The sequence below is a fragment of the Streptomyces sp. NPDC002537 genome (assembly GCF_053594975.1).
The window spans coordinates 1-21,150 of record NZ_JBSFWT010000113.1 but is presented as its reverse complement, the minus strand read 5'-3'; the positions used below and the strand labels follow the sequence as shown (position 1 = coordinate 21,150).

Annotated in this window: 16 protein-coding genes and 5 tRNA genes; 9 read left to right on the top strand and 12 right to left on the bottom strand. The window is 70.8% G+C overall.

The window, feature by feature from the left end:
• Positions 1 to 180: 180 nt before the first annotated feature.
• From ACWD4A_RS32125 to ACWD4A_RS32115, 3 genes are all read right to left on the bottom strand, one after another.
• Positions 181 to 1,776: a DEAD/DEAH box helicase gene (locus ACWD4A_RS32125; protein WP_451199486.1), complete on the bottom strand. Its 1,596-nt coding sequence runs from the start codon at positions 1,774 to 1,776 to the stop codon at positions 181 to 183.
• Between the two features lie 282 nt (positions 1,777 to 2,058).
• Positions 2,059 to 2,262, bottom strand: a complete 204-nt coding sequence (locus ACWD4A_RS32120; RefSeq protein WP_171168357.1) for a cold-shock protein — start codon at positions 2,260 to 2,262, stop codon at positions 2,059 to 2,061.
• A 215-nt stretch (positions 2,263 to 2,477) separates the two neighbouring features.
• Positions 2,478 to 3,371, bottom strand: a complete 894-nt coding sequence (locus tag ACWD4A_RS32115; RefSeq protein ID WP_451199485.1) for a DUF6227 family protein — start codon at positions 3,369 to 3,371, stop codon at positions 2,478 to 2,480.
• Between the two features lie 161 nt (positions 3,372 to 3,532).
• On the opposite strand from ACWD4A_RS32115, the gene ACWD4A_RS32110 reads away from it, so the two are divergent.
• A complete protein-coding gene (locus ACWD4A_RS32110; RefSeq protein ID WP_451199483.1) occupies positions 3,533 to 3,928 on the top strand; it encodes a hypothetical protein in 396 nt (131 codons plus the stop codon).
• Between the two features lie 149 nt (positions 3,929 to 4,077).
• Here ACWD4A_RS32110 and ACWD4A_RS32105 read toward each other — a convergent pair.
• The 4 genes from ACWD4A_RS32105 to ACWD4A_RS32090 all read right to left on the bottom strand — a co-directional run bounded on the left by ACWD4A_RS32105 (position 4,078) and on the right by ACWD4A_RS32090 (position 7,701).
• Positions 4,078 to 4,153: transfer RNA gene (locus tag ACWD4A_RS32105), tRNA-Lys, on the bottom strand.
• A 131-nt stretch (positions 4,154 to 4,284) separates the two neighbouring features.
• Positions 4,285 to 6,501: a DEAD/DEAH box helicase gene (locus tag ACWD4A_RS32100; RefSeq protein ID WP_451199481.1), complete on the bottom strand. Its 2,217-nt coding sequence runs from the start codon at positions 6,499 to 6,501 to the stop codon at positions 4,285 to 4,287.
• Between the two features lie 203 nt (positions 6,502 to 6,704).
• Positions 6,705 to 7,208: a hypothetical protein gene (locus ACWD4A_RS32095; RefSeq protein WP_451199479.1), complete on the bottom strand. Its 504-nt coding sequence runs from the start codon at positions 7,206 to 7,208 to the stop codon at positions 6,705 to 6,707.
• A 142-nt stretch (positions 7,209 to 7,350) separates the two neighbouring features.
• Positions 7,351 to 7,701, bottom strand: a complete 351-nt coding sequence (locus ACWD4A_RS32090) for a metallopeptidase family protein (protein WP_451199477.1) — start codon at positions 7,699 to 7,701, stop codon at positions 7,351 to 7,353.
• Between the two features lie 184 nt (positions 7,702 to 7,885).
• Between ACWD4A_RS32090 and ACWD4A_RS32085 the strand changes: the two genes are divergently transcribed.
• The 6 genes from ACWD4A_RS32085 (at position 7,886) to ACWD4A_RS32060 (ending at position 13,243) form a co-directional block, all read left to right on the top strand.
• A tRNA-Glu gene (locus ACWD4A_RS32085) sits at positions 7,886 to 7,958 on the top strand.
• Positions 7,959 to 7,997: 39 nt separating this feature from the next.
• A tRNA-Asp gene (locus ACWD4A_RS32080) sits at positions 7,998 to 8,072 on the top strand.
• 23 nt (positions 8,073 to 8,095) lie between these two features.
• Positions 8,096 to 8,169, top strand: a tRNA-Phe gene (locus ACWD4A_RS32075).
• Between the two features lie 541 nt (positions 8,170 to 8,710).
• The gene (gene hrpA, locus ACWD4A_RS32070; protein ID WP_451199476.1) at positions 8,711 to 12,658 is read left to right on the top strand and encodes an ATP-dependent RNA helicase HrpA; all 3,948 of its coding nucleotides are present in this window, start codon (positions 8,711 to 8,713) and stop codon (positions 12,656 to 12,658) included.
• A gap of 102 nt (positions 12,659 to 12,760) precedes the next feature.
• Positions 12,761 to 12,835 (top strand) — tRNA-Asp (locus tag ACWD4A_RS32065).
• A gap of 207 nt (positions 12,836 to 13,042) precedes the next feature.
• Entirely contained in the window at positions 13,043 to 13,243 is a 201-nt protein-coding gene (locus ACWD4A_RS32060; protein ID WP_451199473.1) for a DUF6274 family protein, read from the top strand.
• Between the two features lie 488 nt (positions 13,244 to 13,731).
• Here ACWD4A_RS32060 and bldC read toward each other — a convergent pair whose 3' ends face one another.
• Together bldC and ACWD4A_RS32050 are read right to left on the bottom strand one after the other, a co-directional pair.
• Positions 13,732 to 13,938 carry a developmental transcriptional regulator BldC gene (bldC, locus tag ACWD4A_RS32055; RefSeq protein WP_003949541.1) on the bottom strand — a complete coding sequence of 69 codons (207 nt, stop codon included), beginning with the start codon at positions 13,936 to 13,938 and terminating at the stop codon, positions 13,732 to 13,734.
• A gap of 501 nt (positions 13,939 to 14,439) precedes the next feature.
• Positions 14,440 to 15,288, bottom strand: coding sequence for a hypothetical protein (locus ACWD4A_RS32050; protein WP_451199471.1), 849 nt, complete (start codon positions 15,286 to 15,288; stop codon positions 14,440 to 14,442).
• Positions 15,289 to 15,492: 204 nt separating this feature from the next.
• Here ACWD4A_RS32050 and ACWD4A_RS32045 point away from each other — a divergent pair, with 204 nt between their 5' ends.
• Positions 15,493 to 16,599 carry a Leu/Phe/Val dehydrogenase gene (locus ACWD4A_RS32045; protein WP_451199468.1) on the top strand — a complete coding sequence of 369 codons (1,107 nt, stop codon included), beginning with the start codon at positions 15,493 to 15,495 and terminating at the stop codon, positions 16,597 to 16,599.
• A gap of 353 nt (positions 16,600 to 16,952) precedes the next feature.
• Complete coding sequence (locus ACWD4A_RS32040) at positions 16,953 to 17,213, top strand: DUF3073 domain-containing protein (RefSeq protein WP_451199466.1); 261 nt, start codon at positions 16,953 to 16,955, stop codon at positions 17,211 to 17,213.
• 148 nt (positions 17,214 to 17,361) lie between these two features.
• Here ACWD4A_RS32040 and purM read toward each other — a convergent pair whose 3' ends face one another.
• From purM to ACWD4A_RS32025, 3 genes are all read right to left on the bottom strand, one after another.
• Complete coding sequence (purM, locus tag ACWD4A_RS32035; RefSeq protein WP_451199464.1) at positions 17,362 to 18,432, bottom strand: phosphoribosylformylglycinamidine cyclo-ligase; 1,071 nt, start codon at positions 18,430 to 18,432, stop codon at positions 17,362 to 17,364.
• 38 nt (positions 18,433 to 18,470) lie between these two features.
• Complete coding sequence (purF, locus tag ACWD4A_RS32030) at positions 18,471 to 19,988, bottom strand: amidophosphoribosyltransferase (protein ID WP_451199462.1); 1,518 nt, start codon at positions 19,986 to 19,988, stop codon at positions 18,471 to 18,473.
• 167 nt (positions 19,989 to 20,155) lie between these two features.
• Complete coding sequence (locus ACWD4A_RS32025) at positions 20,156 to 20,944, bottom strand: sterol carrier family protein (protein WP_451199461.1); 789 nt, start codon at positions 20,942 to 20,944, stop codon at positions 20,156 to 20,158.
• Positions 20,945 to 21,150 lie beyond the last annotated feature (206 nt).

Below are 21,150 nucleotides of genomic sequence, written 5' to 3'. Positions count from 1 at the left end.
GTCCGGATCCAGGCCGCAGACTCAAACGCCGGACGGGCTGAATTGTGCGGACCGTGGCCTTGAGCCTGCGGGCCCGCAGTGTGCGGACCACGGTCCGCGAAATCCAGCCCGTCCGGCGATTGAGGACAACGCGGCGAAGCCGTGTTGCGGGGCCACAGGGCAGAGCCCCGCGTGAGGGAATCAGCCTGCCGTCGGGCGGCGCGTGCCGCCCCGACGGACCGCGTTGCCCGGGCGGGTGCCGCCCGAGCGGCGGGAGCGCTCGCCGTTGCCGAAGCCGCGGAAGCCGCCGTTACCGCTGCCGTTGCCGCCGCCCTCCGGGCGCTTGCGGGCGCGGCCGCCGCCACCGCCGGAGCGGGCCGGCTGCTGCACGGGAGCGGGCGGCGCGATGACGACCGCGACGCCGCTGGGCTCGCGCGCCCCGGTGATGCGCTCCATCTCCGGGTCGCGGGGGTGCGTCTTGATGACGTTCGGGGTGATCTTCGCGGTGACCATCATGCGCGTCATCTCCCGCCGCTGCTCGGGCAGGACGAGGGTGACGACCGTGCCGGACTCGCCCGCGCGGGCCGTGCGGCCGCCGCGGTGCAGGTAGTCCTTGTGGTCCATCGGCGGGTCGACGTTCACGACGAGGTCGAGGCCGTCGATGTGGATGCCGCGCGCGGCGACGTTGGTGGCGATCAGCGCGGTGACCTGGTCCGTACGGAACAGCTCCAGGGTGCGGTTGCGCTGCGGCTGGCTCTTGCCGCCGTGCAGCGCCCCGGCGCGTACGCCCGCGGCGAGCAGCTTCTTCACCAGGCGGTCGGCGCCGCGCTTGGTGTCCACGAACATGATCACGCGGCCCTCGCGCGCCGCGATCCGGGTGACCGCGTCCTTCTTGTCCGCCTCGGTGAGGAAGAACAGGTGGTGGTCCATCGTGGCGACCGCGCCCACGGAGGCGTCGACGGAGTGCGTCACCGGGTCGGAGAGGAAGCGGCGCACGAGGCGGTCGACGTTGCGGTCGAGGGTCGCGGAGAACAGCATGCGCTGGCCCTCCTGGTCGACCTGGTCGAGCAGCTTGGTGACCTGCGGCAGGAAGCCCATGTCGGCCATCTGGTCGGCCTCGTCCAGGACGGTGATCCGGACGCTGCCGAGCTTGCAGTCGCCGCGCTGGATCAGGTCGGCGAGCCGGCCAGGGGTCGCGACCAGCACCTCCGCGCCGCGCGCGAGGGTCTGGGCCTGCCGCCCGATGGACATGCCGCCGACGACCGTGGCGATCCGCAGGTTCACGGCGGTGGCGTACGGGCTGAGGGAGTCGGTGACCTGCTGCGCCAGCTCGCGGGTGGGGACGAGGACGAGGGCCAGCGGGCGCCCCGGCTCGGCGCGGCGGCCGGCCGTACGGGCGAGCAGCGCCAGGCCGAAGGCGAGGGTCTTGCCGGAGCCCGTGCGGCCGCGGCCGAGGACGTCACGGCCCTGGAGCGAGTTGGGCAGCGTCGCGGCCTGGATCGGGAACGGCTCGGTGACGCCCTCCCGGGTCAGCGTGGCCAGCAGGCCGTTCGGCATGTCCAGGTCGGCGAAGGAGGCCACGGGCGGCAGCGCCGGGGTGGTCGAGACCGGGGTCTCGAACTCGCCGCCCTGGACCGGTGCCGCGGGCCGGCGGCGCGAGGACTGACCGGACTGACCGCCGCGCGCGGGCTGACCGCCACGCTGACGCGGCGGGCGGGACGCGCGGCCGCCGCCCTCACCGGAGGACGAACCGGAGGACGACGAAGCGGAGGAAGCGGAGCGGGCGGAGCGAGTCATGCGGGGACCTTCCCTCAAAGGGGGTGGCACGCCCGGAGGAGAGACTTCGCTTCGCGGGGCCCGTCGGGACGGACGGGCGATGGCGGAAAGCCTGGGGCGCGCTGGTGCGGAGACAGCGGTGACAGCGGAGGTGCTGCGCGGAGAGTGCTGCGGGGGCAGCAATGGGGCCCGCACCCAGTGGTGCGGGCCCCATCGCGAATGCTTCACCCGGCGGAAGCGACGGACGTCAGGGCCTTACGGCACGAGTCCTGTCGGCGTCCGCTCCGGGCGGGCAGAGGTTCGTCAGATGCCGACGATGTTCTCGGCCTGCAGGCCCTTCTGGCCCTGCGTGACGTCGAAGGAAACCTTCTGGCCCTCGAGCAGCTCACGGAAGCCGGTGGAGGCGATGTTCGAGTAGTGGGCGAAGACGTCCGGGCCGCCGCCGTCCTGCTCGATGAAGCCGAAGCCCTTTTCCGAGTTGAACCACTTCACGGTGCCAGTAGCCATGTCTATCTCCTTAGTGAATGGGATGGGCCCCACACCGGAATAGACCGGCAAAAACAAAAATGCGCCTTCGGCTACATAACCGTCAGGCGCACACGAGTTCATGGGTACCACAACTGCAACTTCAGTCGACCATAACACACGGCGGCTTCCCCCGTAACCCCCCGTTTTTCCCGCCGCCGGCCGCGGACCGGGCACAGGCCGTGCGGGGCCCAGGGCTACAGCTCGACGCCCTGGGCGCGGGCGTGCCGGTCCGCGGCCACCTCCGCCTCCGCCTCGTCGAGGTACACCTCACAGACGAGCCTGCCGTCCGCGGTCATGTTGTGCTCCAGCTCCCACAGGCTCAGCTCGCCGCCGCCCTCCAGCAGGAACGCGTGCTCGTAGAAGCGGCACCAGGTCGCGTCCCGGCCGGTGCCCCGCCGCCGCGGCTTGGTGATCAGCGCGATGTGGTGGCCGAGCGCCTCCTGGAGCAGCTCGCGCACCACCTCGCCGGGCCCGTCCTCGTTCTCCGCCCGGCGCAGCAGCCGCCGGGCGTGGTCGGGCGAGGCGTCCGAGACGTACTCCCGGCGGGGCTGGGTCGGGCCCATGGCCAGCAGCAGCTCCTCCGCCAGCCAGGCGGGCAGCTCCTCCGCCTCGCTGCCGGGGCCGATGCCCCCGCCGATCCGCTCGTGGACCCGCCGCTCCGCCTGGTCGAGGGCGTCCTCGCGCGCATAGAGCTCGTAGAGGAACCGCTCGTCCGGGCCGGTGTCGTGCTCCAGCTCGAACAGCAGCAGGCTGCTTCCGTCGGCGAGCAGGAAGATGTGCCGGTAGGTGTTGCAGCGCAGCGGGCGCGCCTCGTCGTTGCGCTGGCGGTACGAGCGGAGCTCCGCCTGGTGCATCAGGGCGGTCCGCAGCCGTGCGAGGACGGCCTCGTCGATCTCGAACCCGTTCTGTGCCCGTTGCAGCAGATCCGTCACGTGCTCGACCGGTGTGCGCTCCGCCGGGGCCGTATCGGCGGGCGCGGAACCGGCGAAGGTGGACGCCCCTCCTCCGCGCTCCGCGCGCCCCCCGGTTTCCTCGCGCTCCGTGCCCTTGCCGCCGCTTCCGCTCTCACCCGCTCGCGAGTTCTCCATGCCGCTCGTCCTCCCGACGCTCGCCTCGCCACGGCCCACCCCGCGCACTTACCGTAGCGGCGCGAACACGGCATGGGTGCCGGGTTCGGGCGAACTGGTCGGGTCACCCGACCGGACCCGTCACCGAACGCACCGCCGTCTACGCGCCGAGCGTCCGGGACATGGACGCTCCCCCCGGGCCCATCGTGATCACCGCGGCCGGCTCCGGCCCCGCCACCGCCCGCGTCCGGCCGTTCGCACAGGACGGCCATCCACCGCCGTTCCTGGGCAGACGCCTCGAACGGCCGGTGGCGTCGCCCCTGCCGCACACGCTGCGTACGGTGGCCGACGTCACCCCCGTCACGGCGGTCCGGGACGCGGAGAACGCGTACGGTCCCGTGGGTCCCACCGTCAACAGCGCTGGGGTGACGCTCACCGGCGGTCCGGTGACGCGGGACCGCGAGCCCTTCGGCGTCAACGGGATTCCCCGCGCCGTGGAGTTCGCAGTGCGCGCGGAGCGGAGACAAACGAAGGCAATCCGCGTGATCGTGCGGGCGGCCGCGGGACGGACCTTCTGAGCGCGCATCAGACGTACGCACCGGGCCGCGGACCCATGGACGGACCATGGCCGGACCCATGGACCGTCCATGGCCGGACCCATGGACGGACCCATGGACGCCGAAACCCCCGCTGACCAGGTCAGCGGGGGTTTCGATACCAGTTGTACTGGTAGGCCGTGTGGGACTCGAACCCACAACCAATGGATTAAAAGTCCACTGCTCTGCCAATTGAGCTAACGGCCCGCACCCGCAGCATAGCCCGGCCGACCGCGTTATCCCGAGTCGTTATGGCCGACTCGTCGGCCGGGTGCGTGAAAGCAGCGGGGCCCGTACGGCACCAATGTGTCGTACGGGCCCCAAATCACCTGCTGTTATCAGCCGTTGCGCTTCCAGCGCGGCTTGTCGTCACGGCGGCCGAAGGAACCGGCGCTGCCACCACGGTGGTCGTCACGGCGGCCCGCGGGACGGTCGCCGCCGGAGCGGAAGCCACCGCCGTGGGACGGACGGTCGTCACGACGGTCGCGGTTGAACGGACGGTCGCCACCGGCGGAACGGTAGCCACCGGAGGCCGGGCGGTCGTCACGGCGGAAGCCGCCGGAGGCCGGACGGTCATCGCGACGGAAACCACCGGACGGACGGTCGTCACGGCGGAAACCACCGGAGGGGCGCTCGTCACGACGCTCGTCGCGGCGGAAACCACCGGACGGGCGGTCGTCGCGGCGGAAGCCGCCGGAGGCCGGACGGTCGTCACGGCGGAAGCCACCGGACGGACGGTCATCGCGGCGGAAACCACCGGAGCGGTCGTCACGACGGTCGTCGCGGCGGTCGTCACGACGGAAACCACCCGACGGACGGTCATCGCGGCGGAAACCACCGGAGCGGTCGTCACGACGGTCGTCACGGCGGTCGTCACGACGGAAACCACCCGACGGACGGTCGTCACGACGGAAACCACCGGAGCGGTCGTCACGACGGTCGTCACGGCGGAAGCCACCGCGGTCCTCGCGGCGGTCGTCGCGGCGGTCGAAGTTGCCACGCTCGTCACGGCGCTCGTGCGCCGGGGCGGTCTGCGCGGGCACGGACGCGGCGGCCTCGGCGGCCTTCTCGGCCTCGGTCTCCGCGGCGGCGGCCTCGGCAGCGGCGGCGACGGCGGCCTCCGGGTCCTCACCGCGCTCGCGGGCGGCGCGCGCCAGCAGGCGGTCGGCCTCCTCGCGGAACTCGGTGGCGCGGCGCTGGACGCGCTCCAGCTGACGGGTGAGCTCCTGGACCTCGCGCTCGGCCTGCTTGGCGGAGTTGGCCGCGGAGTCGGCCTGCACCTCGGTGAGGGAGCGGGCGCCGGTGATCTTGGCGACCTCCTCGTCGAAGGCGCCGGAGCCGCCGACGATGTGGCGCGAGGCGTCGACGCCCGCGTCCTCCATCAGGCGGAAGATCTGCTTGCGCTGGTGCGGCAGGGCGAGGGAGACGACCGTGCCGGACTGGCCCGCGCGGGCCGTACGGCCGGAGCGGTGCAGGTAGTCCTTGTGGTCACCGGCCGGGTCGACGTTCAGCACCAGGTCGATGCCGTCGACGTGGATGCCGCGCGCGGCGACGTCGGTGGCGACGAGGACGTTGACGTAGCCGCCCTTGAAGTCCTCCAGCACGCGGGTGCGCGCGCCCTGCGTCATGCCGCCGTGCAGCGCGTCGGCCTTCACACCGGCGTCGAGCAGCTGCTCGGCGACACGGTCGGCGCCCAGCTGGGTGCGGACGAAGATGATGGTGCGGCCCTTGCGGGCGGCGATGGCGGCCGTGACCGGCGCCTTGTCCTTCGGCTTCACGACGAGGACGTGGTGGGTCATGGTGGTGACCGCGCCCTGTGCGGCGTCGACCTCGTGCGTGACCGGGTTGACCAGGTAGCGCTTGACGAGGGTGTCGATCTCGTTCTCCAGCGTGGCGGAGAACAGCAGGCGCTGGCCGCCGGCCGGGACCTGGTCGAGGATCTCGGTGACCTCGGGCAGGAAGCCCATGTCGGCCATCTGGTCGGCCTCGTCGAGGACGGCGACCTCGACCTTGTCGAGCTGGGCGGCACCGCGGTTGAGGATGTCGCGCAGACGGCCCGGGGTGGCGACGAGGATGTCGACGCCGCGCTCCAGGGCGTAGATCTGGTTGCCCATCGACGTACCGCCGCAGACGACCTTCATCTTCAGGCCGAGGACGTCACCGTACGGCTGGAGAGCGTCGGCGACCTGCATCGCGAGCTCGCGGGTCGGGGTGAGGATCAGGCCGCGGGGGCGCTTCTTCTCGGTGTGGCCGCCGGCCAGCGTGGAGAGCAGCGGCAGACCGAAGGAGAGAGTCTTGCCGGAGCCCGTGCGGCCACGGCCCAGGATGTCCTTGCCGGCCAGGGCGTCCGGGATGGTCGCGGCCTGGATCGGGAACGGGGTGGTCACACCGTTCTGCGCGAGCTTGCGGACGATGGCCTCGTCCAGCCCGAGGTCGCCGAAGGTGATCGTCGGCTCGGCGGCCTCCTCGGCCACGGCCTCGACGGTCTCGACTGCCTCGTCGACGACGATCTCGTCGTTCTCGGGCATGACGGTGTTCTCAGTGGAAATAGACATGCGAAATGCGAAACCTTCCGGAGTTTCGGCACGCGCCCAAGCTCCGTGTCGGCTTCACAAATGACCGCCTCGATGCGGTCAGCCACGGCAAGGTAAGGAACGCGCCACACGGCGCGCTTGTGTCAGGCGCCGGGCAAATGGGATCAAACGATCTACCACCATACGCACTCATCACCCCCGAGCGCAAGCCGCCGCCACATGGCCTAGGCCACAGGGCCGGCCTGCGGGCCCGGCTGGGGCGCGGGCGGGGGCGAGGAGACGGGCGGGCTGGGGGGCTGGGTCGCCGGGCTGGTCTGCGGCTGCGTGGGCGCCTGGGTGGGCGTGGTCGGACGGCCCTGGGTGGGCGCCGTGGACGTCTGCCCGGACGGCGGCTTGGACTTGCCGCCCTGCTTGCCCGGCCGGGCGGCCGGCGACGCGTCGGCCTGGTCCTCGGAGGGCGAGGCGGACGGGGCGGAGGCGGAGGCCCCCTTGGCCGCGGGGCTGCCGCTCGCACCGTGCGCCGCCTTGGCGTCCGTACGGCCGGGCCTGCTGCCCGGCATCCGCACCCCGCCGTCCGACTGCGTCCCCGCCTCGCGCTGCTTGCCCGAGCCCGCAGACGGCGCGGGCTTCTCCGGGTCGCTCACGCTCATGCAGCCCCCGAGGGCGAGGGCGGCGACGGCCACCGCCGCGATCCGGGTGGCGGCTGCGTGAGCTGACGTGGGGCGCATGGAGGGACCGCCTTCGGGTAGTGCGTGGGACAGGCCCCCTGCCCAACTGGCCCCGCACCGCACAGGACACGCGCACCGCGCCGCGGCGGGCCCGCTCCCGCCCCGGGCGCACCGCAGGGCACACCACTGGTCCCTTCAGGGCTCACCCGTAACCGAGGGCGTGCAGACGGGCGTCGTCGATCCCGAAGTGGTGGGCCACTTCGTGAACCACCGTCACCTCGGTCTCGTGCACGGCCTCTTCCCGGGTGGCGCACATCCGCAGCGTCGGGCCCCGGTAGATGGTGATCCGGTCCGGCAGCACGCCCGCGTACCACTCGCCGCGCTCGGTCAGCGGCGTCCCCTCGTAGAGCCCGAGCAGCTCCGGGTCGTCCGCCGGGGGCTCGTCCTCCACGAACACCGCGACGTTGTCCATCAGCCGCGTCAGCTCCTGCGGGATCCGGTCCAGGGCCTCGGCGACCAGTTCCTCGAACTCCTCGCGCGTCATCTCCAGCACGCTCGCCATTGTCCGGCACGCGGGCCTTTCGCGCCGCAGCCGTACGGGCCCGGCGGGCCCTTCCGTACGGCGGACCGGAGGCGCCGCGCGGGGCGGTCGGCAAACCGTTTTGGCGTTACCTCCTCCCATCCCATATGCTTCTCACGTCCCCGAGGCGCTGCAAAGCGTCCAAGGCGGGCCATCAGCCCTCATCGTCTAGTGGCCCAGGACGCCGCCCTTTCAAGGCGGTAGCACGGGTTCGAATCCCGTTGGGGGCACGCTTGATCATGTGCGAGACTAGTGCTCGCACATAGCAAGGTCCTGTGGAGCAGTTTGGAGTGCTCGCCACCCTGTCAAGGTGGAGGCCGCGGGTTCAAATCCCGTCAGGACCGCTGTGATCCCTTGTGGATCGCGTGGCTGGGTAGCTCAGTTGGTACGAGCGTCCGCCTGAAAAGCGGAAGGTCGCCGGTTCGACCCCGGCCCCAGCCACCGCGAGCCCCTCATCCTCGGATGAGGGGCTCATTTTTTTGCCCGGGGTGCCCCCGGCGCCACTCGCCACAACTGGGGCTCCGCCCCAGACCCGGAAGCACGCTTCGCGCGCTGTCCTCAAACTCCCCCAGCTACCGCTGGGAGGTGCCCCCAGGACAGGCTGGATGTGACGCGAGGGGCCGGGACGCGCAGGGGTGGTGCGGGACGTAAAGCGAAGCAGTCCCGTACTACCCCGGAGCGGCACGGCCCCGCACCCGACAACGGCGACGAGCCCACAACCAGCCCGGCCGGCGCTTGAGGCCACCCACCGCAGCCGCGACGGCCGCAGCGAACCCGCACCAGCACAACGGCGGCGAGCCAAAAACTCAGCCCGTCCGGCGTTTGAGGACGCGACCGCAGGGAGCCCCCGCCGCAGGCGGCGAACCAACCCGCACCCGGGAGACGGCCCCGCACCGGACAACGGCGAGCGGCGCAGCCACCCCGCCCCCCGACGGAAATCGGTTCGCCCGTTCCGGGCGGCTGGTGCGATCCTGGACCTCGTATGTCTACGCAGCCTGCCTCCGCCACCGCCGACCTCGCCGCGCGCCTGTCCGAGCTCTCCCTGCGCGACGCGCAGCGGCTCGGCCGCAGGCTGGAAGGCGCTCGCCGGATCCGTAAGCCCGAGGCCCGCTCGGCCGTGCACGCCGAGATCGCGGGCGAGATCGACCAGGCCGAAGAGCGCATCGCGCGCCGGCGCGCCGCCGTGCCCGCGGTCACCTACCCGGAGCAGCTGCCGGTCAGCCAGAAGAAGGACGAGATCCTCGCGGCGATCCGGGACCACCAGGTCGTGATCGTCGCGGGCGAGACCGGCTCCGGCAAGACCACCCAGATCCCCAAGATCTGTCTGGAGCTCGGGCGCGGTGTCCGGGGCCTGATCGGCCATACGCAGCCCCGCCGTATCGCCGCCCGTACGGTCGCGGAGCGGGTGGCCGAGGAGCTGCGGGCGCCGCTGGGCGAGGCCGTGGGCTGGAAGGTCCGCTTCACCGACCAGGTCGGCGGCGAGACCCTCGTCAAGCTGATGACGGACGGCATCCTGCTCGCCGAGATCCAGACGGACCGCGAGCTGCGCCAGTACGACACGATCATCATCGACGAGGCGCACGAGCGCAGCCTCAACATCGACTTCATCCTGGGCTACCTGGCCCAGCTGCTGCCGCGCCGCCCCGACCTCAAGGTCGTCATCACCTCGGCGACCATCGACCCGGAGCGCTTCTCGCGGCACTTCGGCGACGCCCCGATCATCGAGGTCAGCGGGCGCACGTATCCGGTGGAGGTGCGGTACCGGCCGCTGCTGGAGGAGGAGTCCACGGACGCCGACCGCGATCAGATCACGGCGATCTGCGACGCGGTGGAGGAGCTCCAGCGGGAGGGCGACGGGGACATACTCGTCTTCCTCTCCGGCGAGCGGGAGATCCGCGACACCGCGGACGCGCTGGAGAAGAAGAAGCTCAGGTTCACGGAGATCCTCCCGCTGTACGCGCGGCTGTCGCACGCCGAGCAGCACCGGGTCTTCCAGCGGCACACGGGCCGCCGTGTCGTCCTCGCGACGAACGTCGCGGAGACCTCGCTGACCGTGCCGGGCATCCGGTATGTGATCGACCCCGGTTTCGCCCGCATCTCCCGCTACAGCCACCGCACCAAGGTCCAGCGGCTACCGATCGAGGCGGTCTCGCAGGCCAGCGCCAATCAGCGCAAGGGCCGCTGCGGCCGTACCAGCGACGGCATCTGCATCCGGCTGTACTCGGAGGACGACTTCCTCTCCCGGCCGGAGTTCACGGACGCCGAGATCCTCCGGACGAACCTGGCCTCCGTCATCCTCCAGATGACCGCCGCCGGGCTCGGGGACATCGAGAAGTTCCCGTTCATCGACCCGCCGGACCGGCGCAACATCAAGGACGGCGTCGACCTGCTGCACGAGCTGGGGGCGCTCGACCCGAAGGAGAAGGACCACAAGAAGCGGCTGACCCCGCTGGGCCGCAAGCTGGCGCAGCTGCCGGTGGACCCGCGGCTGGCCCGGATGGTGCTGGAGGCCGACCGCAACGGCTGTGTCCGCGAGGTCATGGTGATCGCGGCCGCGCTGTCGATCCAGGACCCGCGGGAGCGGCCTTCGGAGAAGCAGCAGCAGGCCGATCAGCAGCACGCCCGGTTCAAGGACGAGACGAGCGACTTCCTCGCCTTCCTCAGCCTGTGGCGCTATGTGCGCGAGCAGCAGAAGGCGCTGTCGTCCTCCGCCTTCCGGCGCATGTGCAAGTCGGAGTTCCTGAACTACCTCCGGATACGTGAGTGGCAGGACATCTACTCGCAGCTGCGGACGGTCGCCAAGCAGATGGGCGTCCATCTGGCGGAGGAGGACGCGCCGGAGGACCGCGTACACCAGTCGCTGCTGGCCGGTCTGCTGTCGCACATCGGCCTCAAGGACACCGAGAAGAACGACTACCTGGGTGCCCGCAGCGCCAAGTTCGCGATCTTCCCGGGTTCCGCCCTGTTCAAGAAGCAGCCGCGCTGGATCATGTCGGCGGAGCTGGTGGAGACCTCGCGGCTGTGGGCGCGGGTGAACGCCAAGGTCGAGCCGGAGTGGATCGAGCCGCTCGCCGAGCACCTGGTGAAGCGCAACTACAGCGAGCCGCACTGGGAGCAGAAGCAGGCGGCCGTGATGGCGTACGAGCGGGTCACGCTGTACGGCGTGCCGATCGTGGCGCAGCGGAAGGTCAATTACGGGCGCATCGACCCGGAGACCAGCCGTGAGCTCTTCATCCGCAACGCCCTGGTGGAGGGCGACTGGCGGACGCATCACCAGTTCTTCCACGACAACCGCAAGCTGCTCGGCGAGGTCGAGGAGCTGGAGCACCGCGCGCGCCGCCGCGACATCCTGGTGGACGACGAGACGCTCTTCGACTTCTACGACCAGCGGCTGCCCGAACACGTCGTGTCGGGTGCGCACTTCGACTCCTGGTGGAAGCACAAGCGCCGGGACGAGCCGGAGTTGCTCAATTTCGAGCACTCCATGCTCATCAACGAGAACGCCGAGGCCGTCACCAAGGACGACTACCCGGACTCGTGGCGGCAGGGCCGGCTGAAGTTCAGGGTGACCTACCAGTTCGAGCCGGGCGCGGACGCGGACGGCGTGACCGTGCACATCCCGCTCCAGGTGCTCAACCAGGTCTCCTCGGAGGGCTTCGACTGGCAGATCCCCGGGCTGCGCGAGGATCTGGTGACCGAGCTGATCCGCTCGCTGCCCAAGCCGATCCGCCGGAACTACGTCCCGGCGCCCAACTACGCCAAGGCGTTCCTGGACCGCGCGGTGCCGCTCCAGGAGTCCCTCACCACCACGCTGACCCGTGAGCTCCAGCGGATGGTGGGCGTCCGGATGGGGCCGGAGGACTTCGACCTCGGCAAGGTCCCGGACCATCTGAAGGTCACGTTCCGGATCATTGACGAGCGCAAGCGCAAGATCGCGGAGGACAAGGACCTGGAGGCGCTGCGGCTGAAGCTCAAGCCGAAGACCCAGGCCGCGATCACCAAGGCGTTCGAGAAGGCCGCCGAGGGCTCGGGCGAGGACGGCGCGGCCCGCGGCCCGGAGCAGCGCTCGGGGCTCACCCGGTGGACGGTCGGGACGCTCCAGCGCACCTTCGAGACCCGGCGCGCGGGGCAGCCGGTCAAGGCGTACCCCGCGCTGGTGGACGAGGGCGCATCGGTCGCGGTGCGGCTCTTCGACACCGAGCCGGAGCAGCGCGAGGCCATGTGGCGGGGCACCCGCCGTCTCATCCTGCTCAACCTCCCCTCCAATCCGGCGAAGTTCGCCCAGGACAAGCTGAGCAACCAGCAGAAGCTGGCCCTGTCGCGCAATCCGCACGGGTCCATCCAGGCCCTCTTCGAGGACTGTGTGGCCGGTGCCGCGGACAAGCTGATCGCGGCCCATGGCGGCCCGGCCTGGGACGAGGAGGCCTTCCGGAAGCTCTTCGACGCGGTACGGGCCGACATCGTCGACGCGACGCTGGACACGATCCGGAAGGCGCAGGAGGTGCTGGCCGCCTGGCAGGCGTGCGAGCGCCGGCTGAAGGCGACCACGAGCCCCGTGCTGATCGCCTCCCTCGCGGACGTCAGGGAGCAGCTGGCCGATCTCGTCAGGCCGGGCTTCGTGACCGCGCACGGCGTGCGCCGGCTGCCCGACCTGCTGCGCTATCTGATCGCGGCCGACCGGCGGCTGACGCAGCTCCCGACCAACGCCGAGCGCGACCGGGCGCGGATGGCGAAGGTGAAGGAGATGCAGGACGAGTACGCGTGGCTGCTGGAGCAGTTCCCCAAGGGGCGGCCGGTGCCGCAGGAGGCGCGGGACGTGCGCTGGATGATCGAGGAGCTGCGGGTGAGCTACTTCGCCCACGCGCTCGGCACGGCGTTCCCGGTGTCGGACAAGCGCATCGTGAAGGCGATCGACCAGTTGGCCCCCTGAGCGGGACGGGGTGCGGCACAGCTCACTGGGACCGGGTTCGACCGCACCCCCTGACCTGCTGTAGAGTCTGTTTCGCAGCACCGCGAGAGCGGGAAAGCACAAGGTCCTGTGGAGCAGTTTGGAGTGCTCGCCACCCTGTCAAGGTGGAGGCCGCGGGTTCAAATCCCGTCAGGACCGCAGTAGAGTCGGAGCCCGCATCCCGTCGGATGCGGGCTCCGCTGCGTATCGGAGGCCGGGCGCCCCGCGGCGAGCCGCACGGCAAGTCCCGTCAGGGCCCCCACACTTGAAGGTCCGGATCCTCTTCCGCGGATCCGGGCCTTTTCGCATGCGACCTTGACTGGGACACGTGCCAGGGGTACCCAGGCAGTGGAGGTGCTGCGCTCCATGACGACGACCACCGGGACCGAGCCGAAACGGACCGAGACCATCCGGCACGAGACGAGGGCGCTGCTGCGCGCGCACCTGTCCGCCGCCTCGGGCTACCGCCATCTGACCCGGCACTGCGCGGTGTGCCACCGGCTGCTGCGGCTCGCCCAGGAGGCGGCCGCCGCCGCGAAGGGGAGCCCGGGTCCGGCCGGGACGTAGGTCCCCCCACCGGGTGACCAACGGCGGCTGCCGTGACGGCAGTCGGATGCCAGGCTTGGGGCAGCACCGAGGCGCTGGTTCCGCATCACGGTCCCATACCGCAGGAGCACGGTGAGTGACAAGCACGTTGCGTTGTGACAGGAGTCACCGAAAGAGTTTCCGCGGTGACGGAACTTACCCCTCGCCTACAACGGGTCAATTTAATATGTGCAATTGCACCCCACCCGAAAGGGTCCGGCGGACAACCGGAGTCCGCGCCCGCCCCCGTCCGGGGAGCGTTCCCCGGAGCCCGGCGAGGGGCCGCCGGGCATAAAAAGATCGCGCTGGACCCGGCGGAGTCCAGCGCGATCGACGACCGGCCCAAGTCGGTGGGCCAGGAACCTGTTGGGGCAGGTTCCCCTGTCGTTTTAAGGCTCAGGTGAAGCAATGTGGGCGTCCGTCCGGGTTGGGGGCCCCGGAAAACGCCCGGTTGTGCGCTGTGCTGTTGTTCAGGCTTCGCTGCGCTGCTGCGGAATGCCCGCCAGCAGGGCGCGGACCTCCGCTTCGCGGTAGCGTCGGTGTCCTCCGAGGGTACGGATGGACGTGAGCTTGCCTGCCTTGGCCCAGCGGGTCACGGTCTTCGGGTCCACGCGGAACATCGTGGCAACCTCAGCCGGGGTCAGCAGCGGCTCGGCATCAGGGGTGCGAGCGGTCATGAGCGGCCTCCTCGGGAGAACCGGACTTGGAGTCGGTTCTTTCCTCTAAATTCTGCACCTTGACCCACGTTGCCCGAAATGGCGGACGCGGGCCGAGTCGGTTATAGGACGAACGGCTTGTCCTCGGCACTACAACTACACCATCTGTCCAGCCACGTCGGCCAAACCGATGGAATTGCCCTCTCAGGTGTTCAACCTCGACGGAAGCCGATGGACCATGCCATAGCGGACAGTCACTCCGCCGTGACGATCAGTCACAGTGGGATCAGGGGTCACCAGACCCGCCGAAGAGTGCAATACCGATCTATCCACCCTTAGTTGGACGGAAGGAGTCCTTCCCGGACTCCTTGTCCTATTTTGCCACGAGGGTGGGCGATGGGCGCAAGACCTGACGTAAGTGCGTTAGGTCACGGTTGCCGCAATGGCCCGGATCGGGACCTAGGTCCTCCCGCGACCGTCCCATGAGTCCCGGCCGCCCCTCAACCCCCAACGCGGGGAGCCTCAGTTCGCGAATTGCCGATTCCGCACAGCGCTCCAACGCTCCGTCAGCCGTTCGTATGCCTCACCGGCCCGCGCGCCGTCGCCGTCGCGCAGCGCCGCCAGCCCCTCCGCGGTGTCGCCCGCCGAGTGGTCCTCGGCGAGATCGGCCTCGGGGACCATGTGCACCAGACCGCCGTAGTCCAGTTCCACCAGCGAGCGCGGGTGGAACTCCTCCAGCCAGCGCCCCACGTCCACCAGGCCGTCGATCAGCGGCCCCTCGTCGATCGCGTCCTTGAGCGTCCGCAGGCCCCTGGCCACCCGCCGCCTGGCCTCCACCATGGGCGTGCGGTAGCGGAGGACGAGCGCCTTGCCGCCGGCCCCGTCGCCCTTGCCGTACTCCCGCTCCTCGTCCGCGAAGAGCACGAACCAGCGCAGCGGCACCTGCCAGGTCGCGGTGCGGATCCACGGCCGCGCGTCGGGGTTGCGCTCCACCCAGCGCTCGTAGTCCGCCTCCGCCTGGCGGCGCACCACCGGCGGCAGCGCCGCGTCCAGGACCGGCGCGGGCAGGGCCTCCGCCAGCTCCTCCAGCGCGAGCCAGCCCCGCAGCCGGGTGCGCCAGGGGCAGACGCACACGACGCCGTCCACGACGGCCACGAACGCGTCACCGCTCTCGTGCACGGGGACCGGCACCGGGGGCGTGGGCAGCAAGTCGGCGAGCGACCGGCGGAGTTCCTCCTGGGCCCCCGGGAGCGACTCACGCCGGGCGTAGCGGGCCCAGTGGCCGCGTTCCGGCTCCGGGAAGGCGCCCAGGGGCTCGTAGACCCTCAGATACGCCGCGTACGGGACGGTCACCGACGACGCCAACCCCACACCCGCTCCCTCGAACCGCCAGGACCCTCCGGGCAGTTGCCCTGCCCTCCCCCATTGCTGTCCAGATCGTCCCATGGCGTCGCACCCCGGGAGAGTGATCCTCGGCACCGTACCGGCCCGCCGGGCCCATAGGTCTTACCCTCGTCCCAACCGGCCCTCCACCACCCCAGGAGGGCGACCTCCGCGACATATGGAGTCACCACAGTGACTGACGTACGTCCCACCGATGCCGCCGACGGCGTGCTGCAGACCCTGTTCCGGTCGGAGCAGGGCGGCCATGAGCAGGTCGTGCTCTGCCAGGACCGCGAGAGCGGTCTCAAGGCCGTGATCGCCATCCACAACACCGCCCTGGGCCCGGCCCTCGGCGGCACCCGCTTCTACCCGTACGCCTCCGAGGAGGCCGCGGTGCTGGACGCGCTCAACCTGGCCCGCGGCATGTCCTACAAGAACGCCCTGGCCGGGCTCGCGCACGGCGGCGGCAAGGCAGTGATCATAGGTGACCCCGAAACGGTGAAGAGCGAGCAATTGCTGCTCGCTTACGGCCGGTTCGTGGCCTCCCTCGGCGGTCGTTATGTCACCGCGTGCGATGTCGGCACGTATGTGCAGGACATGGACATCGTCGCCCGCGAGTGCCGCTGGACCACCGGCCGCTCCCCCGAGAACGGCGGCGCCGGCGACTCCTCCGTCCTCACCGCCTTCGGTGTCTTCCAGGGCATGCGCGCCGCCGCGCAGACCCAGTGGGGCGAGCCGACGCTGCGCGGCCGCCGGGTCGGCGTCGCGGGCGTCGGGAAGGTGGGCCACCACCTGGTGGAGCACCTGGTCGAGGACGGTGCCGAGGTCGTCGTCACCGATGTGCGCACCGAGGCCGTCGAGCGGATCATCGCCCGGCACCCGGGGGTCACCGCCGTCGGCACCGCGGACATCCTGGTGCGCAGCCCCCTCGACGTCTACGCGCCCTGCGCCCTCGGCGGCGCGCTGGACGACGCCACCGTGGCCGCCCTGACCGCCACCGTGGTCTGCGGCGCCGCCAACAACCAGCTCGCCCACCCGGGCGTCGAGAAGGACCTCGCCGACCGGGGCATCCTCTACGCCCCGGACTACGTCGTGAACGCCGGTGGCGTGATCCAGGTCGCCGATGAGCTGAACGGTTTCGATTTCGACCGCGCCAAGGCCAAGGCGAACGAGATCTTCGCCACGACCCTGGCCATATTCGACCGCGCCAAGGCGGACGGCATCCCGCCCGCCGCCGCGGCCGACCGGCTCGCCGAGCAGCGCATGGCGGAGGCCCGCGCCGCTGTCGCCGCACGCTGATACCGGCCGGTAACCAAGGGGCGTACGGCCGGGCACCGGCCGTACGCTCGGTATCCGCACAGCGGTCCCCACAGCCCGCGGCGCGGAGGTGGTGAGCGAGAGATCGCTCACCACCCCTCGGCGGGTCGGCGCACAAGACACGTTAAAATCGCAGCTGACCAGCGGGGACGGGGCTCCCCTCGGGTTGTGCACCGTGGCACGTCATGCGGGCGACGTACCGTATGGCCGCGGAAGCAGGTACCGTTGAAGTCCTACAGGCCGGACTCCTCTCCGAGGGTCCGCTCTGACTCATGAACGTGAACGCGTGTCAAGACTCTGGGGCCGTCGAGCCCCGTCACTGAGGGGGTCGAGCCATGGGGCGCGGCCGGGCCAAGGCCAAGCAGACAAAGGTCGCCCGCCAGCTGAAGTACAGCAGCGGCGGGACCGATCTCTCACGTCTGGCCGATGAGCTGGGCGCATCGCCGGCGACGAAGCAGCCGCTGAACAGCGAGCCGCTCGACAAGGACGATGAGCTGAACGACGATCCGTACGCTCAGTATGCGGAGCGTTACAACGACGAGGACGAGGACGAGCAGGAGCCCGACCACTCCTCGACGTACCGCCGCCGCGCTTGACGTCGTAGCTCCCACCGGACCGGTCCGAGGCTGACCTCGGACCGGTTTCTGTGCTGTCCTGGTCCGGACGACCGCGCTCCGTACGGCCACGGTCCCACCGGCCCCGGGCGGCTCTGCGGCTCCGGGACCGGCGGGGAAGCGGGTGTTGTCAGCCCGAGTGGTGGTCACCGGTCAGGGTCACGGCCTCGGCGTGGTCGCCGCGCTCGGTGATCTCTCCCGCCACCCAGGACTCCACGCCCCGGTCGGCGAAGGTCGCGAGCGCCACCTCCACGGACTCCTGCGGCACAACCGCGATCATGCCGACGCCCATGTTGAGCGTCTTCTCCAGCTCCAGGCGCTCGACCCCGCCCAGCTCGCCGACCAGCTGGAAGACCGCGCCCGGCGTCCACGTCGAGCGGTCGACCGTGGCGTGCAGGCCGTCCGGGATCACCCGGGCCAGGTTGTTGGCGAGCCCGCCGCCGGTGATGTGCGAGAACGCGTGCACCTCCGCCGTCCGGGTGAGCGCGAGACAGTCCAGCGAGTAGATCCGGGTGGGCTCCAGCAGCTCCTCGCCGAGGGTGCGGCCGAACTCCGGAACCTCCCGGTCCAGCGCCCAGCCCGCCCGGTCGAACAGCACATGGCGGACCAGTGAGTACCCGTTCGAGTGAAGTCCGGACGAGGCCATCGCGATGACCGCGTCACCCTTACGGATGCGATCCGCGCCCAGCACCCGGTCGGCCTCGACCACGCCCGTACCGGCGCCGGCCACGTCGAACTCGTCGGCGCCGAGCAGCCCCGGGTGCTCGGCGGTCTCGCCGCCGACCAGTGCGCAGCCCGCGAGGACACAGCCCTCGGCGATGCCCTTGACGATCGCCGCGACCCGCTCCGGGTGCACCTTGCCGACGCAGATGTAGTCGGTCATGAACAGCGGCTCGGCGCCACAGACGACCAGGTCGTCGACGACCATGCCGACGAGGTCGTGGCCGATGGTGTCGTAGACCCCCATCCGGCGGGCGATGTCGACCTTCGTGCCGACGCCGTCGGTCGCGGAGGCGAGCAGCGGCCGCTCGTACCGCTTGAGGGCGCTCGCGTCGAAGAGCCCGGCGAAACCGCCGAGGCCGCCGACGACCTCCGGACGGGTGGCCTTCTTCACCCACTTCTTCATGAGTTCGACGGCGAGGTCGCCGGCTTCGATATCGACGCCCGCGCTTGCGTAGCTGGCACCAGTGGTCGCAGACATAGCTGTGAACTTTCGTGTCGTTCGGTACTACGGAGGCGTTACGGACGACGGAGCGCGTCGGCGGCGTCCGTACCACCGGCCAGCTCGGTCTCCAGCAGCTGCTTGCCGAGCAGCTCGGGGTCGGGGAGGGCCATCGGGTACTCGCCGTCGAAGCAGGCCCGGCAGAGATCGGGCTTGGCGATGGTGGTCGCCTCGATCATGCCGTCCAGGGAGATGTACGCGAGGGAGTCGGCGCCCAGCGACTTGCCGATCTCCTCGACGGTCATCCCGTTGGCTATCAGCTCGGCGCGGGTGGCGAAGTCGATGCCGAAGAAGCAGGGCCACTTCACCGGCGGCGACGAGATCCGCACATGCACCTCGGCGGCGCCCGCCTCGCGGAGCATCCGCACCAGGGCGCGCTGGGTGTTGCCGCGGACGATCGAGTCGTCGACGACCACCAGGCGCTTGCCCCGGATGACCTCCTTGAGGGGGTTGAGCTTGAGCCGGATGCCGAGCTGGCGGATGGTCTGGCTCGGCTGGATGAAGGTCCGGCCGACGTACGCGTTCTTCACCAGGCCGGTGCCGTACGGGATGCCGCTGGCCTCGGCGTAACCGACGGCGGCCGGCGTGCCGGACTCCGGGGTCGGTATCACCAGGTCGGCCTCGACGGGGGCCTCGGCGGCGAGCCTGCGGCCCATCTCCACCCGGGAGAGGTAGACGTTGCGGCCCGCGATGTCGGTGTCGGGGCGCGCGAGGTAGACGTACTCGAAGACACAGCCCTTGGGCTTCGCGTCCGCGAAGCGGGAGGTCCGCAGGCCGTTCTCGTCGATGGCGACCAGCTCGCCGGGCTCCACCTCGCGGACGAAGGTCGCGCCGCAGATGTCCAGGGCGGCGGTCTCGGAGGCCACCACCCAGCCGCGCTCCAGCCGGCCGAGGACCAGCGGGCGGATGCCCTGCGGGTCGCGGGCGGCGTAGAGGGTGTGCTCGTCCATGAAGACGAGGCAGAAGGCGCCCTGGACCTCCGGGAGGACCTTGGTGGCCGCTTCCTCGATCGTCAGCGGCTTGCCGTCGGCGTCGGTCTGGCCCGCGAGCAGGGCCGTGACCAGGTCGGTGTCATTGGTCGCGGCGACCTGGGTGGCCCGGCCGTTCTCCTTGGGGAGGGCGGCGACCATCTCGGCGAGCTGGGCGGTGTTGACCAGATTGCCGTTGTGACCGAGCGCGATCGAGCCGTTGGCGGTCGCACGGAAGGTCGGCTGCGCGTTCTCCCACACCGAGGCTCCGGTGGTGGAGTAGCGGGCGTGTCCGACCGCGATATGGCCCTGGAGGGAGCCGAGGGAGGTCTCGTCGAAGACCTGGGAGACAAGTCCCATGTCCTTGAAGACGAGGATCTGGGAGCCGTTGCTCACTGCGATGCCCGCGGACTCCTGTCCACGGTGCTGCAGGGCATACAACCCGAAATAGGTGAGCTTGGCGACCTCTTCACCCGGAGCCCAGACACCGAAGACGCCGCAAGCGTCCTGGGGGCCCTTCTCACCGGGGAGCAGGTCGTGGTTGAGTCGTCCATCACCACGAGGCACACCTTGAGTCTATGGCAGCCACGAGGTTCATCCGAACCGGGGACGACCGGGAATGTCTCACACCACGCACAGCCACCTTTCCGGCGCGCAGCGTTGAGGAAATACCCGAGAAGGAAAAGAGCTTTCCGCTCAGGTGAGTTGCGGCCCGGCGCGGCCCGGAAATTCGCTCATGTGAGCAGGGGCAAGTGGGCGGAGAGATCGGCCCGTTCACCACTGGCGGTGACGGCCGCCTCGTCCAGGGCGGACGCCCAGTCCGTGCGGCCCGTGGCGAGACGGAGCCAGGTGAGGGTGTCGGTCTCCACCACGTTGGGCGGCGTGCCGCGGGTGTGTCTGGGGCCCGCCACGCACTGCACGACCGCGAACGGCGGGACGCGGACCTCCACGGAACCGCCGGGGGCCTTGTCCGCCAGGGCGTCCGCCAGCAGCCGGGAGGCCGTGGCCAAGACCTGGCGGTCGTAAGGGATCTCCGTGCCGAGGGCTGCCGCGAGGTCATCGGTGTGGACGGCGAGTTCGACGCAGCGGGTGGCCAGGAAATCGTCCAGTCGGATCGCCCCGGCGCGGACCGCGAGCAGCCGGTCGGGGGCCGCCCCCGCGGTCAGTTCGGCGAACCGTTCCGCGACACGGTCGAACAGGTCGAGCGGGTCCGTCTCCGCCGCCGTCCGCCGGGCCATCTTGTCGGCGTGCCCGGCCACGGCGGCCGTCGCGGCGGGCCACTCCGCCGCGGTGATCTCCCGCGCGGGCGGCGCGGGTTGTTCGAGATTGCGGTTGACGACGCCCACGCCCAGTCCGATGTGCGCGACCAACTCGCGCACGGTCCAGGTGCCGAGGCGCGTGGGCAGCCCGAACTGCCCGTCGTGGAGGCCCTCCACGACGGTGCGGACGTTCTTCAACTGCGCGGCGACGGCCGCGGCGGTCTTGGCCTGGTCGTAGGAACGGGGGCGCTTGCGCTGAGCCATAGGGCGACCTTAGCGGTGGCCCGGCGCCGTAACCGGGTGCACCGCCGTCGCCGCCTACGGCGGGAGCGGCCTGCGGCCGCGTCCTCAATCGCCGGACGGGCTGAATTCAGCCCGTCCGGCGTTTGAGCCCTTGGCGGTGCTGCCGGCCGACTTGAGGTTCGCCCGCAGAGTGGCCTTCGCCTGGGGGGAGAGTTTGCTGTAGCCGC